Here is a 13305-nt window from a genome sequence, read left to right on the forward strand (position 1 = left end):
TTTCTTGAGCAGGAAGCCCCTCGTGCGCGACCTCCTGCGGCGCAGGCAGGCGGAGCTGACCGCGGCCGAGCGCCGGCTCACCGCGGTTCTCCTCCAGGACTCGCTCGTGGGCGGGCTGCAGTCGATCACGAAGCTCGCCGAGAGCGCCGAGGTCTCGACGCCCACCGTCATCCGTCTCGCCCGCAAGCTGGGCTTCGACGGCTACGGCGGGCTCCAGGACGCGATCCGCGAGGAGATCGCCGCGCGCATCAAGCAGCCGCTCGCCAAGCTCGAGATGGCCGAGCCGCAGGCCCCGCGCGACCACATCCTGGCGCGCTTCGGAAAGGCCGCCTTCGAGAACATCGGCCGCACGCTCGAGCAGATCGACCTCGACGAGTTCGACCGTGTCGCCGCGCTCCTGTCGGCGCCCGAGCAGCAATTGCACCTCGTCGGCGGGCGCATCACCCGCTCGAACGCGCACTACTTCTACAATCACCTGCAGATCATCCGCCCGCGCGTCTTCCTGCTCGACAGCTCCCCCAGCGTCTGGCCGCAATCGTTGCTCGACATGGACGGGACCTCGACGCTGATCTGCTTCGACATCCGCCGCTACGAGCGAGAACTCGAGAAGCTCGCGCAGCTCGCGGTGAAGCAGGGCGCGCGCGTCGTGCTGTTCACCGACCAATGGGGCTCGCCGATCGAGCGCTGCGCGCTGCACACGTTCCGCTGCGCCGTCGAGGTACCGTCGAGCTGGGATTCGACGCTGTCCATCAACATCCTGGCGGAGAGCCTGATCGCCGAGGTCCAGAGCCGCAGCTCCCGCTCCAGCGTGGAGCGCATCTCGGCTCTGGAGCGGATGATCGGCGAGACCAACATCTTCCGCGGCACGAGCCCGACCCGGGACGGGGGCGGGTGAGCGTCCCGCCGGGCGCGCGGGCGCCGGCGAGCCCTGGGCACGGCCGCGAACAGCCCGCCACCGTGTGCGTGCCGGCGGGCTCGGCTGGGCGACGTCATCCAGGCGTCACGCGGCGGATGTACCGCTCGCGACCCGCCTTCCGAAGCTCACGATCATCCTCGGGGCGGTGGGCGAGCCGATCGCCCGTCGGTATCCTGCGCGCGGTCGACCGGTGGCTCTCCCGGGGCGGCGCGGGTGCGCTCCCGCGCCGAGGACGGCAGCGGCTCGTGCGGGCGGCTGCGGCCGTCGGGAAGGAGGTACCGGCATGCTCGACCTCAACGACCTGCGCCTGTTCGTCCACATCGTCGACTATCAGGGAATACTGAAAGCCGCGCGCGCGCTGGCCTTGCCGAAATCGACGATCAGCCGGCGGCTCGCGTCGCTCGAGGAGAGCCTGCGCGCGCGGCTGATCGTACGCAGCGGCGAGGACTTCGCCCTCACCCCGGTGGGCGCCGAGGTCTACGCCCACGGGCTCGCGATGGTGGAGGCGGCGCGGCGGGCGGAGGAGCGCCTGCTCGAGGCCCGCCGCGAGATCGGCGGCAATGTCTCGCTGTCGGTCTGCGACCTCTTCGCACCGCTCCTGCCGGAGCTGCTCGCCCGGATCACCGCCGCGCACCCTCGGCTCGCCCTCTCGGTGGAGATCGCCGAGCGGGACGCCGACCAGATCGGCGACGGCTTCGACCTCGTGCTGCGCGCGCACCATTGGACCCTGCGCGATTCCGCGCTGGTGCAGCGGCGCGTCGCGCGCAATCCGCTCGTCGTCGTCGGCACGCGCGCGAGCCTCGATCGCGCCGGGCACCCGGCGGACCCCGCCGACCTGGCCGCGGCCGACGTGCTCGTCTACGGCCTCGCGAGCACGACCCCCTGGAGCTTTCGCGGGGAGGACGGGAGCGAGACCGGCGTCGCCCTCGCCCCGCGGCTCGTCTCGGTGTCCGTCGCGCTCCTGCGCGAGGCGGCGCTCGCGAACGCCGGCTTGGCCATCGTGCCGGAGATCGCGGTGCGCGAGGATCTCGCCGCCGGGCGCCTCCTGCGGACGTTGCCGGGCTTCGCCGCCCCGCCGATCGCCGTGACGCTCCTCACTCCGCCGCGGCGGCTGATGTCGGCGACGACCCGGCTCGTCGCCGACACGCTGGCCGAGGCGGCCAAGGCGCACGCGCTCGCCGCGGGGGTTCCATGGATGGGACCCCGCATCCCGCTTTCGCGCCCGGCAAATGTTGTCCAAACGTCATGTGCGGCGCCTACCCCGGTCGTGCCCGTCGCCGAGGACGGGTGTCCGAACGACCTCGAAAGCGAGACGACCATGACCCCGATCCTCAAAGCCGTCGGCGCGGCCGCCCTGTCCGCCGGCCTCGCGAGCGCCGCGCTCGCTCAGGACGCCACGGGCCCGCTCGTGCTCTACACCAACGACTTCGAAGGCGTCGTCACCGAGCGGTTCGAGGCCGATACCGGCCGCGAGATCGACGTCGTGCAGATGAGCGGCGGCGAGCTCCTCGCGCGCATCGCCGCCGAGGCGTCGAACCCCCAATGGGACGCGTTGATCTTCAACGGTTCCTATGTGATGCACGGGCTCGATCTGCAGGAGCAACTCCTGCGCGGCGTGACGCCGGCCAATCTCGACAACCTCAACGAGATCGGGCGCACCTACCTGCCCGAGAGCCTGTCCTGGTTCCCGATCGGCCTCTCCTCCTCCTGCGTGATGCTCTATCGCACGGATCTCGTCGAGAACCCGCCCGCCACCTTCGAGGATCTCGCCGATCCGCGCTTCAACGGCATGGTCGGCATGGCCGATCCGGCGGTGGCCGCCCCCGCCTACCCGTGCGTCGCGCAGTTCTTCCACGCGCGCGGCTTCGAGGACGCGCAGGGCCTGTTCTCGTCCCTGTTCGAGAACGGGCTGCGGGTGTTCCGCACCAATGGCCCGGTCGGGCGCGCCATCGCGTCGGGCGACGTCTCCGTGGCGCTGATCACCTCGCAGGTGGCCTTCTCGCTCAAGGCGACCGGCGCGCCGGTCGAGGTGGTGTGGCCCGAGGAGGGAGCGCCGGGCTCGGTGCGCGGCGTCGCGATCCAGGCGCGCACCGCGCGCCCCGAAGGCGCCAAGGCCTTCGTGGAGTGGCTGCTCGAGCCCGCGACCCAGACCTATCTCGCCCAGGCCGTCCCCAGCGACGGGCTGTTCGAGCCGACCGTCGTCGGCGCCGAGCGCCGCGCCGACGGCCCGCCCGAGGGCGCGGTCTACCGCGTCGCGCCGGACGCCTTCGCGGTCGAGCACGAGGAGGCGATCAAGACCTGGTTCGCCGATCAGGCCCTGAACTGAGCGCGCACCGCGGCCCGGTCCCTGCGACCGGGCCGTCTTCCCGCCCCGCGATGCCCGGAGCTCGTCCGATGCCAGACGCCGCCGCCACGGCCGTCTCCCCACCGCACGCGGCATCGAGCCCTCCACGCCGCCTGCGGGCGGAGGACTGGCTCGGGCTCCTCGTCGTCGGCGCGCTCGTCGTGCTCGTCCTCGCCCCGATGGCGACGGTCGTCGTCCAGGCCTTCGTGCCGGGTCTGTTCAGCGGCCGGGTGCGCGCGATCGGCATCGACGGCCTGCTGGAGATCTTCGAGCGCCCGCTCTGGCGCCGCGCCTTGGAGAACTCGCTGTTCCTCGCGGGAATCGCGTCCGTCGTCGGCTGCGCCCTCGGGACGGGGCTCGCGATCCTGCGGCACGGGAGCGGGCTCGTGCTCGGACGGGCGCTCGACGCGGCCGCCTGGGCGATCCTGATCCTGCCCTCCTTCATCGTGGCGCAGGGCTGGATCCTGTTCGCGAGCCGCGGCGGCATCGCCAACCAGTGGCTCGGGCTGTCCTTCGTCCCCGACCTCGTCTTCAACCCGTGGGGCCTCGCCGTCGTGATGAGCCTCAAGGCGTTTCCCTACGCCTACATCACCGTGTGCGCCGCCCTCCACTGGCGCATGGACGACTACGTCGCCGCCGCGCGCCTGTGCGGCGCGTCCCCCCTGCGGGTGCTCGCGACGGTGCGCGTGCCGATGCTGATGCCGGCGGTGCTCGCCGGCGCGGTGCTGATCTTCATCGACGTGCTCGGCGATTTCGGGCTGCCCGCGGCGCTCGCCACCACCTACCGCTTCCCGACGTTGACCTACGCGATCTACGTCGCGATCAACCAGTCGCCGATCCGCTTCGATCTGGCCGGGGTGCTCGCCTTCTACGTGACGGGGATCATGCTCGCCGCGGTCTGCGCCTATTTCTGGATCCTGAGGCGGCGACGCTACGACTTCCTCGGCGCCCGGGCCCGGGTCGGGGAGGCGACCGGAGGAACGCGGCTCGGCTGGCCCGACGCCGTCGTCGCGCTCGCGCTCCTCGTCGCGCTCGTGCTGCCGATCGGCTCGAGCTTCCTCGTCTCGATCGCGGACCGCCTGCACGGCGGGTTCACGCCCGACAACTTCACGCTGCGTCACTACGCCTTCGTGCTCGAGACCGGCGGCGCCTTCCTGTCGGCGCTCGGCAACTCGATGGGGATCGCCGCGCTGGCGGCGCTCGGCAGTGCGGTGATCGCGGGCGCGGCGGCCTACGTGATGACCTTCTGCGACTTCCGCCTCAACCGCCTCATCGACCTCACCTGCACGCTCAGCCTCGCGGTGCCGGGGGTCGTCCTCGGCATCGGGTACATCTTCGTGTGGAACGCACCGTTCCTGGACCGCGCCGGCCTCTCTCTCTACGGCACCTGGCACCTCCTCGTGCTCGCCGGCATGGCCGGCGCGATCCCCATCGCCGTGCGGGTGCTCATCGGCGCCATGGCGCAGGTCCCGGCGAGCCAGCTCTCCGCCGCGGCGCTGCAGGGCGCGGGGCTCGTGCGGCGCATCCTGACCATCGTCGTTCCCCTCGTCGCCGCCGCCCTCGTGGCGGCGACGCTGACCGCCTTCGGCTCGGCGGTCTTCGACCTCGCCATCAACGCGATCCTGCGCCCGCCGCGGCTCGACGTGCTGCCCGTCTACGTCAACCGCGCCTTCGAGCAGGGCGAATTCGGCGCGGCGACCGCCGCGACCCTCGTCGCCGGCGGCACGACCGTGGCGATCATCGCCGGCGTCGACGCGCTCGCCCGGCGGCTGATGCGCGGGCTGTTCGCACCACCTCGCCGAGCCGCACCGGAGACCGCCTGATGCTCACCCTCGAACGCCTCACCCGCAGGTTCGGCACGAGCACCGTGCTCGACGGCATCGACCTCGAGATCGCGGAGGGCGCCGTGACGTGCCTCGTCGGGCCGTCGGGCTGCGGGAAGTCGACGATCCTGCGCCTCGTCGCCGGGCTCGACCGGCCCGACGACGGCCGAATCCTCCTGCGCGGGGAGCCGATCTCGGCCCCGGGCTGGGCGCTGGCACCCGAGCGGCGCCGCCTGAACATGGTCTTCCAGGACTACGCCCTGTGGCCCCACATGACCGTTCGCGCGATCGTCGGCTACGGGCTCGCCCGGCTGCCGGCCAAGGCGCGGGCGGCGCGGGTGGACGCGCTGCTCGCCGCGATGCGCATCGACGCGCTCGCCGATCGGCTGCCCTCGCAGATCTCGGGCGGCCAGCAGCAGCGCGTCGCCATCGCCCGCGCGCTCGCGACCGACCCGGACGTGCTGCTCCTCGACGAGCCCTTGTCGAACCTCGATGTCCAGTTGCGGATGACCATGCGCATCGAGCTCGCGGACCTGTTCCGCCGGCTCGGCCGGACCGTGCTCTACGTCACCCACGATCCCCTCGAGGCGGCGTCCTTCGCCGATCTCCTCGTCGTGATGAGGGCGGGCGCGATCGAGCAGGCGGGCGCGCCGCAGGCGCTGTTCGCGCGCCCGCGCTCCGCCTGGATCGCGACGCTCGCCGGCTACGAGGCGCGGCTGCCGGCGCGGGTGGCGGAGATCCGCGGCTCGGATCTCGCGCTCGACGTCGGCGCGCAGACGATCGTCGTGCCGCACGCGGCGGCCGCCGGCGCCGTCGCGGCGGGCGACGACGTGACCCTCATGCTTCATCCGGCCCGCACCCGGCTGCTGCCCGTCGATGCGCCGGTAGCAGCCGGCGAGGCGCGGCTCGCCGGCCGTGTCGTGCACGCCCTCTACGAGGGGCGCGACTGGCGCGTGGTCGTGGCGGTGGAGGGCGAGAGCGTCTCCACGAACGCCCCCGCGCCCGTCCCTGCCGACGCCTCCGTCGTGCTGGCGTTCACGCCCGACGCGGCGATCGTCTTCCCGTCGTGAGGCCCGAGCCGATGGACATGCACGATACCGTCTTCGTCCCGCTCCACGTTCCCCACGCGGACGGACCGATCGGCACGGCGACCCTCGCCGTCGCGGATCATCTGGTGCGCCGGGGCCTCGCCTGCGGCGTCGACGCCGGCCTGCGGCTCGACGCCGCCGCACGTCTCACGGATCGTCTCGAGGACGTGCGCGAGAGCCTCGCCCATGCCGGCCTGATCGGCCCGCGGCGCGACGAGCCGATGCCGGTGCGGGCGCGCTGCGACGGTCCCGAGATCGCCCGGGTCGACCGGAGCGCGCTGCGTGCCCTGGGGTTCTGGGCCGAGAAGATCCACGTCAACGGCATCGCCGTCGATCCCGGCGGCGGGCCGTCGGGCGTCTGGCTGTCCCTGCGGGCCAGGACCGCGCCCTCCAACCCGCTGGCCTTCGACACGTTGGTCGCCGGAGGGCGACCCTGCGACGCGAGCCGTCGGGAAACCCTGATCAAGGAGGCGCACGAGGAGGTCGGCCTCGACGCGGACGTCGTGGCGCGGGCCGACTTCGTCCGGACGATGATCGTGCAATACGTGAGCGAGCGCGGCTTCCACCAGGAACTCATCGCGATCTACGACCTCGCGATTCCCGCCGACTTTCGTCCCGTGCACCTCGACGGCGAGATCGAGGAGAGCCGGCGGCTGCCGATCGACGCGGTCGCGTCGGCGCTCGCGGATGGAACGCCCTTCAAGCTCTCGTCGCGCCTCGTGACGCACGATCTCCTGTCCCGTCTGGGCCGGCACCGAAGCGGGGACGCGTCCGTCGCCGGGTCGTAAGCGGGTCCGCGCTCGGACGCGGCGCCGCGACGACGGACGCGGGAGAAGCGTTGCCTCAGGTGCTCGGCACCGGCGCCGTGCAGAACGTCATGAACTGCGAGAGCGATACTTCCGCGCGCGCCCGAACGTCCCGCTCGGTCGGTTCGGGTAGGGCACCGATGACGCGGCGGATCTGGTGGTCACCGATCAGGAGCGTGACGAAGAGTTCGGCGCGCTCCGTCGGGTCGCCCGGTGGCAGGGCGCCGGTCTCGGATGCCCGGGCGATCACCGACGTCAGAAGAGGCACGATGCGCGCCCGCCCGCCTTCTGCGATGATCCGGCCGAGGCCGCCGGTGGGATCGCCGGCCGCGGCCCGGTTCAGCGCGACCGCGCGTTCGCCCAGAACCATCGACAGCAGGACGGGCGCGACCGCGCGCAGCGTCTCGAGCGGCTCGCCGCTGCCCTCGATCGCGGCCCTGAGCCGTTCTGCGCTGCGCTGCGCATTGCGTTGCACCAGGGCCGCGAACAGCCCGTTCTTGTCGCCGAACCAGCGATACATGGTCTCGTTCGAGGCTTTCGCGCGTTTGGCGACGTTCAGCATGGACGTGCCGCCGTAACCGCGCTCGGCCAACACCGCATAGGCGGCGGTCTCGATGGCGGATTCGCGGTTCTCCCGTCTGTCGTCCTTCATGGTTTTCCCTCGGACCCCTTGCGCGAAGCCGTATAGATTGATACGGCATCGTGCAAGGCGTATGGATGTATACGCTTTTGGTTCGGGCAGGCGCCCCGGGCCTCCGCCGACGACCATCGGCCGACGACGGCGCGGCGACACGCGAAAGGACATCCCCGTGCGCATGCTGACCACGACCTGCTCGCTCTGGTTCGCCTTGATGGCGGGCTTCTTCTTCGCCTTTGCGGCAGTGGTGATGCCGGGGCTCGACCGCCTGCCTCCGGCCGAGGCGGCCGTCGCCATGCAGGCCGTCAACGCCGCCGTCGCCAACCCGCTCTTCGCGCTCGGATTCTGGGGGGCGGTCGGGCTGGCCGTGGTCGCGCTGCCCACCGCGCTCCTCGGGCGGGCGCCGGGCTGGTCCTGGCTCTTGGCCGCAGCGGGCTGCTACCTCGCCGGCGTCCTCGCCGTGACCGCCGCCGGTAACGTGCCGCTGAACCGGGAGCTCGCCGTCATCGCTGGTCCCGAAGCGCTCCGGGCCGCCTGGCCCGGCTATGCCGCGGATTGGGGCCGGCTGAATGGGCTGCGCACGATCGCCGCACTGACGGCGGCCGCCCTCGCGCTGCGAGCGCTGGGGCCTTCGGGCGCCGGGCGAGATCGACAGGACCGGCCCGGACAGGCCGGACGACCCCAATCCCCATGACAGGAGACACAGGATGAAACCCGGGATACTCTTCCTGATCGGCGGCGCTGCCCTCTCCCTCGGCACCGCCGGCTGGCTGGCCTGGTCGGGCAAGGCCACGCAGGAGCAGATCACCGCCCATGAACGCAGCTTGATGCAAGCCGCCATGGATCGACGGTCCTTCGTACCGGAGAGGACATCGGAGCTCCCCGAACCGGTACAGCGCTATCTCGCCTTCGTTTTCCCGGGCGGCGTGCCGGAGGACGGCGGCGAGATCCCCGCCTGGATCGAATTCGACCAGGCGGGCGATTTCCGCCGCCCGCAGACCGAGAGCTTCGCGCCGACCACGGCGCGGCAGGTCGTCGCGACGGGGGCACCGGATCTGGTGTTCGCGGCCGACACGCCGGTCTGGGGGCCGATCCGGGCTATCGCCTACGACGCCTTCATCGACGGCGAGATGGAGATGGAGGCGCGGGTGCTCTCGGCCGTCTCGGTCATGCACGAGACCAGCTCGCCGGAACTCGACCGCATCTCGCTGCGTCGCTGGCTGCTCGAGACACCGACCAACCCCTATGCGCTGCTTCCCGGCGGTCTGGTGGAGTGGGAGGCGATCGACGAGAACAGCGCCCGCGCCGTCGTCGAGGCGCATGGCCATCGGGCCAGCATGGTCGCCGGCTTCGATGAACGCGGCGCGCTGATCAGCATGCATGCCGAGGAGGACGGGGATTTGACCACGCCCTACCATGGCTCGGGCGAACACGTGACCCGGTCCGACTACCGGCTGGTCGGGGAGGTGCGGGTTCCCATGGCCTTCGAGGTCTCGCGCATGGCCGACGGAGACATCATGCCCTTCTGGTCGGGGCGGATCACCGATGTCCGTTTCCGGCGGGACGACGAGGCCGTGAGGGGGCGGGATCGCCGGAACGGGCCGCGCGTCGAACACGGGCGAGCGACGGACGGGGAGCATCGCGACATCGGGAAGGGCCGCGGAGATGCGCCCGAAGCCGGATGACGGTCACGGTTCGCCCGGCCGTCATCGGGCCGGGCGGAACGCGGAACCACAGGATGGGTGAAGGCGAGCGCCACCGGGAGCGCGCCGCATGCGCTCAATCGGCGTCGGCTGCAGCACCGAGCGTGCCTTCGATCAGCCGACGAACGCCATCGAGATCGCCGCTCTCGCCCGCGAGCCAGCGGTCCAGCAGGAGGCCGTAGACCAACGCCCGCGCGAGCGGCAGCCACTCCGGGCCGACGGTCTGGCGGATCGCTGCGTCCATGCGCTCGCGATAGAGCGTGAGCGCTGCGTCGTCGGCGATCTCGGCCCGCGACCGGGCGCCGACGTAATCGACCATCAGCCGCAATTCGCCGCTGAAACTCTCCTCCAGCCGCGCGATCATCTGCACCAGCGCCGCGACCGGGTCCGGTTCGGGTTCGGCGGGCGACAAGTCGAGCGCCCCGGTGCAGGCGATGAACAGATCCTGCTTGGTGGGAAAGTAGTGATAGAGCGAGCTCTTCGGCACGCCCAGCGCCTCGGCGATCTTGCGCATGCCGATGCCGTGATAGCCATGCGCCTGGAAGACGGGGATCGCGCGCCGGGCCAGATCGGCCCGGAGCGCATCGTGATCGACGATCTTCGGCATCAGCCGCCGTGCCCGTGCGTCGGGTGCCAGTCCACCGGAAAGGCCACGGCGACCTTGAGGACGTAAAGCACGAGGATCAGCGGCAGTCCGAGGAAGGGGGCCGTGCCGAACGCGGCCGGGGCGAGCATGATCAGTGCGACCAGCCCGACGGCAGCCGAGACGGCAACGGGCGCAGCCGCAGCGCGGCGGCCTTGGGCCTCGATGCCGAAAGCCGTGACGAGCGTGAGCACCGCGATCCCTGCGACCGGCACGGCCCAGCCCGGAAAGAGCCAGACGAGCGCTGCGGGCTGCAGTACGTGGAGCGCCAGAAACACGACACGCGCGCGCCGACTTCTGTTGTAATGCGCATTGGTGCCCGGCGTGACGTTCGACACGACGCCGCCGGCGATGTCCACGACCAGCAGCGCCAGCAGCGCCACCGCCCAGAGCGGCAGCCCCTCGGCGAAAGCGAGCGCGGCGACCAGCGCCGTCACGCCCCACGCGCAGCCCTGCACGAGCACCAGATCGCGCCGCGTGCTGCGGGTTCCGTGAAGCTCGCGCAGCCACTTCGGCACCTCGATGACGTGGGATGTTGTCGCCTGTGTCATGCTGCGACCTCCTCAGCCGATTCGCTACGCATTGCCGCCGATCTCGCAGGCAGCCAGCCCGTAATCCACGTCCTCGTCGGCCATGCCGTCGTTCTGCAGCGTGATTCCGATGGCGCCGACGACGGCATCCACGCCGCGCGCAGATCCCTTCAGAGCATTGCGATCGGTCGCGGGAGAACACACCACCTCGTCGGCCCATCGGGCAATCGAGGCGTCCCGTTCGCTTCGTCGCACGAGAGCGCGTACATCGTAGCCGGCTGATACGGGCGCAGCACCAAGCGCGCGCCCGAGATGACCGGTTGCCCCGGCCTGCAGGATTCTCTCGGGCATCCCGACCTCCTTTCATCGTCCATATGGACGAAATAAGCGAGTCGCGCACCGCGCGCAACTTTTTTCGCCCGATCGGACGAAAACAATGTGCGATCGAACGGGTCGACATTGCCGACCGACCGACAGTCGCGCGCGGCACAATGCGGACGGGCAGAGCGTCCTGCACCTCGGAGCCCGCCGGCCGCTACGGCGCATCGGAAGGAAGGGAACCTCGCCCGTTGTCGGGCGCAGACCCTCCACCGCGTCGAGGGCATGGTCCTGATGGTCCATGGCACTCGCGTCAGCTACATCACGCCAGGCGAAACGATCGGACGGCCGATTTCGGCGGGATCGTCCGTGGGCGCTCGCCCTGCGGGTCGAGGCCGCCGGGCGCGAGGTTCGGATCCTGGGCTCGCGCCACGGACTTTCGAGGGTCCCGATTTCCGGGAATGGCGCAGGAGTGGGGCGAACGGCGTTCGCCCGCATGGTCCGAGGTGGCGGACAGGGCGGGATTCGAACCCGCGATACGGTTTCCCGTATACACACTTTCCAGGCGTGCGCCTTAAACCACTCGGCCACCTGTCCGCATCGCGGGGGGCGCCGAATTCCGCGACGCCCGCCCGCGGAGGCTCTGCATATATCCGGCGCCCCCCGCGGCGCAAGCCCCATTCCGGCTCCGCCGTCGAGCCCCGGCCCCGAGTCGTGTGTCGCCCGGATCCCGCGGCGCACGGCGAAGCGTGGCCGCATTTCGCTGTTGCGCGATTGCCGCGAGCGGGTAAGGCTTGTGGCAACATCGTGTCCTTCCGCGTTCGCGAGCGTGTCCCCATGATCCGTTTCATCGTGCGTGTACTCGGTCTCCTCCTCGTCGCGGCGGGGTTCGTGGGGCTCGTGGTGGACGGCACGCGCTCGATCGCCAACCACGAGATCGCCTTCACGCCGCTGGGCGAGGTGCTGTTCCAGGCCTTCCCGCAGAGCTTCCCCATGCTGGAGCCGGCGATCACGCGCCACGTCTCGCCGGTCCTGTGGGACCCCGTCCTGCTGACGATCCTGCTCTGGCCGGCCTCGATCGTCTCCTTCGTGCTCGGCGCGCTGCTCCTGTGGCTCTCCCAGAAGCGGCCGGAGCCCGTGGGCTACCTCACGGAGCGGTGAGGGCCCGCACCGCGACGGCCCCGCCCCTCGCAACGAGCGGCCCGCGGCGCCATATGACGGGGGACGCCACGAGGAGGCCTCTCCCATGTTCTTCATGCGCAAGAAGACCACCATCCCGACGCCGGCCGAGGCGCTGCCGGGCCGCGATCGCCCGATCCCGACGGCCGAGCGCCACCACGTCTCGGGACGCCCGCTGCAGGGTCCGTACCCGCCGGGCGCGGCGATCGCCGATTTCGGGCTCGGCTGCTTCTGGGGCGCCGAGCGCGCCTTCTGGCAGCTGCCCGGCGTGTGGGTCACCGCGGTGGGCTACGCCGCCGGGCATACCCCCAACCCGACCTACGAGGAGGTCTGCTCGGGCATGACCGGGCACAACGAGGTGGTCCGCGTCGTCTTCGACCCGGCCGCGATCTCCTACGAGCGGCTGCTCGAGGCCTTCTTCGAGAGCCACGACCCGACCCAGGGCATGCGCCAGGGCAACGACGTCGGCACCCAGTACCGCTCGGGCGTCTACGTCCACGACGAGGGCCAGCGCCGCGCGGCGGAGGCGGTGCGGGCGGCCTATGGGGAGCGCCTGCGCGCGGCGGGCTTCCCCGCGATCACGACCGAGATCCGCGAGGCCGGCCCGTTCTGGTTCGCCGAGGACTACCATCAGCAATACCTCGCCAAGAACCCCGGCGGCTATTGCGGGCTCGGCGGGACCGGCGTCTCCTGCCCGACGGGGGTGAGCGCGAGCACCGCGGAGGCGTGAGCCTCAGCCCCGCGTCAGGCCGACGCGGCGCGGGCGACCTCCGGTCATCCGCGCCAGGGTGTCGTCGCGCCGCAGCCAGTGGTGCTGCAGCGCCGCGCCCGCATGTACGAGCACGACGAAGGCGAGCAGGTAGGCCGCATAGTTGTGCACGGCGAAGATCGGCCGCGCGACCTCGAAGCCGCGCGCGACCGGCAGCGTCATCTCGACGCTCCAGAACAGGTTGACCGGCGCGCAGCAGGCGGAGGTCGCCGCCCAGCCCGACAGCGGCACGACGACGAGCAGGAGGTAGAGCGCGCCGTGGCTGATGCGCGCGGCGAGGAGCTGCCATCCCGGCATCGGCGCGTGCGCCGGCGCACCGTGGACCGCGCGAGCGACGAGGCGCAGGATCACGAGGCCGACGACGACGAGCCCGAAGGACTTGTGCAGTTCGTAGAGCGCGTTCGTCAGCGCGCCGGGGCCGATGCGCGTCATCGTCAACCCCGCGGCGATCATGCCCACGATCACCAGCGCGGTCAGCCAGTGGATCCAGATCTGCACCGCCGCGTAGCGCGGCACGGCCGCGATGTCTCGTCCCGCCATCGGCTCCCT

At 71.5% G+C, this 13305-nt stretch carries 14 protein-coding genes and 1 tRNA gene; 9 read left to right on the forward strand and 6 right to left on the reverse strand.

The window, feature by feature from the left end; all coding sequences use genetic code 11:
* Positions 1-4 precede the first annotated feature (4 nt).
* The 5 genes from AB9M23_RS10670 to AB9M23_RS10690 all read left to right on the forward strand — a co-directional run bounded on the left by AB9M23_RS10670 (position 5) and on the right by AB9M23_RS10690 (position 6959).
* Positions 5-895, forward strand: coding sequence for a MurR/RpiR family transcriptional regulator (locus tag AB9M23_RS10670; protein ID WP_372424524.1), 891 nt, complete (start codon positions 5-7; stop codon positions 893-895).
* A gap of 304 nt (positions 896-1199) precedes the next feature.
* Complete coding sequence (locus AB9M23_RS10675; protein ID WP_372424525.1) at positions 1200-3242, forward strand: extracellular solute-binding protein; 2043 nt, start codon at positions 1200-1202, stop codon at positions 3240-3242.
* A gap of 68 nt (positions 3243-3310) precedes the next feature.
* Positions 3311-5083, forward strand: a complete 1773-nt coding sequence (locus tag AB9M23_RS10680) for an ABC transporter permease (RefSeq protein WP_372424526.1) — start codon at positions 3311-3313, stop codon at positions 5081-5083.
* Positions 5083-6153: an ABC transporter ATP-binding protein gene (locus tag AB9M23_RS10685; protein ID WP_372424527.1), complete on the forward strand. Its 1071-nt coding sequence runs from the start codon at positions 5083-5085 to the stop codon at positions 6151-6153. Before AB9M23_RS10680 ends, AB9M23_RS10685 begins: the two co-directional genes overlap by 1 nt.
* A 17-nt stretch (positions 6154-6170) precedes the next feature.
* Complete coding sequence (locus tag AB9M23_RS10690) at positions 6171-6959, forward strand: NUDIX hydrolase (protein WP_372424528.1); 789 nt, start codon at positions 6171-6173, stop codon at positions 6957-6959.
* Between the two features lie 55 nt (positions 6960-7014).
* Here the strand turns inward: AB9M23_RS10690 and AB9M23_RS10695 are convergent, their stop codons facing one another.
* The gene (locus AB9M23_RS10695; RefSeq protein ID WP_372424529.1) at positions 7015-7629 is read right to left on the reverse strand and encodes a TetR/AcrR family transcriptional regulator; all 615 of its coding nucleotides are present in this window, start codon (positions 7627-7629) and stop codon (positions 7015-7017) included.
* 163 nt (positions 7630-7792) lie between these two features.
* Here AB9M23_RS10695 and AB9M23_RS10700 point away from each other — a divergent pair, with 163 nt between their 5' ends.
* Both AB9M23_RS10700 and AB9M23_RS10705 read left to right on the forward strand, forming a co-directional pair.
* Positions 7793-8308 (forward strand): anthrone oxygenase family protein, encoded by a 516-nt coding sequence (locus AB9M23_RS10700; protein ID WP_372424530.1) that lies wholly within the window; start codon positions 7793-7795, stop codon positions 8306-8308.
* A gap of 13 nt (positions 8309-8321) precedes the next feature.
* Positions 8322-9299 carry a DUF6920 family protein gene (locus AB9M23_RS10705; protein WP_372424531.1) on the forward strand — a complete coding sequence of 326 codons (978 nt, stop codon included), beginning with the start codon at positions 8322-8324 and terminating at the stop codon, positions 9297-9299.
* 94 nt (positions 9300-9393) lie between these two features.
* Here AB9M23_RS10705 and AB9M23_RS10710 read toward each other — a convergent pair whose 3' ends face one another.
* From AB9M23_RS10710 to AB9M23_RS10725, 4 genes are all read right to left on the reverse strand, one after another.
* Positions 9394-9924 carry a TetR/AcrR family transcriptional regulator gene (locus AB9M23_RS10710; RefSeq protein WP_372424532.1) on the reverse strand — a complete coding sequence of 177 codons (531 nt, stop codon included), beginning with the start codon at positions 9922-9924 and terminating at the stop codon, positions 9394-9396.
* The gene (locus tag AB9M23_RS10715) at positions 9924-10511 is read right to left on the reverse strand and encodes a hypothetical protein (RefSeq protein ID WP_372424533.1); all 588 of its coding nucleotides are present in this window, start codon (positions 10509-10511) and stop codon (positions 9924-9926) included. The genes AB9M23_RS10710 and AB9M23_RS10715 overlap by 1 nt, the downstream gene beginning before the upstream one ends.
* Positions 10512-10535: 24 nt before the next feature.
* Positions 10536-10841: an NAD(P)H-binding protein gene (locus AB9M23_RS10720; RefSeq protein ID WP_372424534.1), complete on the reverse strand. Its 306-nt coding sequence runs from the start codon at positions 10839-10841 to the stop codon at positions 10536-10538.
* A gap of 474 nt (positions 10842-11315) precedes the next feature.
* Positions 11316-11405, reverse strand: a tRNA-Ser gene (locus tag AB9M23_RS10725).
* 240 nt (positions 11406-11645) lie between these two features.
* Here AB9M23_RS10725 and AB9M23_RS10730 point away from each other — a divergent pair.
* Both AB9M23_RS10730 and msrA read left to right on the forward strand, forming a co-directional pair.
* Positions 11646-11969, forward strand: coding sequence for a hypothetical protein (locus AB9M23_RS10730; protein WP_372424535.1), 324 nt, complete (start codon positions 11646-11648; stop codon positions 11967-11969).
* Between the two features lie 85 nt (positions 11970-12054).
* Positions 12055-12717, forward strand: coding sequence for a peptide-methionine (S)-S-oxide reductase MsrA (gene msrA / locus AB9M23_RS10735; RefSeq protein ID WP_372424536.1), 663 nt, complete (start codon positions 12055-12057; stop codon positions 12715-12717).
* Positions 12718-12720: 3 nt separating this feature from the next.
* On the opposite strand, the gene AB9M23_RS10740 is transcribed toward msrA, so the two are convergent.
* A complete protein-coding gene (locus AB9M23_RS10740; RefSeq protein ID WP_372424537.1) occupies positions 12721-13296 on the reverse strand; it encodes a cytochrome b in 576 nt (191 codons plus the stop codon).
* Positions 13297-13305 lie beyond the last annotated feature (9 nt).

Origin of the sequence: Salinarimonas chemoclinalis (assembly GCF_041514305.1) — a bacterium.
Taxonomy (GTDB): Bacteria; Pseudomonadota; Alphaproteobacteria; order Rhizobiales; family Beijerinckiaceae; genus Salinarimonas; species Salinarimonas chemoclinalis.

Bases quoted from the DNA above. Each gene is read 5' to 3' on its own strand.
- AB9M23_RS10715 (WP_372424533.1), bottom strand. From the start codon at position 10,511: ATGACACAGGCGACAACATCCCACGTCATCGAGGTGCCGAAGTGGCTG.
- AB9M23_RS10690 (WP_372424528.1), top strand. From the start codon at position 6,171: ATGCACGATACCGTCTTCGTCCCGCTCCACGTTCCCCACGCGGACGGA.
- AB9M23_RS10695 (WP_372424529.1), bottom strand. From the start codon at position 7,629: ATGAAGGACGACAGACGGGAGAACCGCGAATCCGCCATCGAGACCGCC.
- AB9M23_RS10720 (WP_372424534.1), bottom strand. From the start codon at position 10,841: ATGCCCGAGAGAATCCTGCAGGCCGGGGCAACCGGTCATCTCGGGCGC.
- msrA (WP_372424536.1), top strand. From the start codon at position 12,055: ATGTTCTTCATGCGCAAGAAGACCACCATCCCGACGCCGGCCGAGGCG.
- AB9M23_RS10740 (WP_372424537.1), bottom strand. From the start codon at position 13,296: ATGGCGGGACGAGACATCGCGGCCGTGCCGCGCTACGCGGCGGTGCAG.
- AB9M23_RS10680 (WP_372424526.1), top strand. From the start codon at position 3,311: ATGCCAGACGCCGCCGCCACGGCCGTCTCCCCACCGCACGCGGCATCG.
- AB9M23_RS10730 (WP_372424535.1), top strand. From the start codon at position 11,646: ATGATCCGTTTCATCGTGCGTGTACTCGGTCTCCTCCTCGTCGCGGCG.
- AB9M23_RS10705 (WP_372424531.1), top strand. From the start codon at position 8,322: ATGAAACCCGGGATACTCTTCCTGATCGGCGGCGCTGCCCTCTCCCTC.
- AB9M23_RS10675 (WP_372424525.1), top strand. From the start codon at position 1,200: ATGCTCGACCTCAACGACCTGCGCCTGTTCGTCCACATCGTCGACTAT.
- AB9M23_RS10700 (WP_372424530.1), top strand. From the start codon at position 7,793: ATGCTGACCACGACCTGCTCGCTCTGGTTCGCCTTGATGGCGGGCTTC.
- AB9M23_RS10710 (WP_372424532.1), bottom strand. From the start codon at position 9,924: ATGCCGAAGATCGTCGATCACGATGCGCTCCGGGCCGATCTGGCCCGG.
- AB9M23_RS10685 (WP_372424527.1), top strand. From the start codon at position 5,083: ATGCTCACCCTCGAACGCCTCACCCGCAGGTTCGGCACGAGCACCGTG.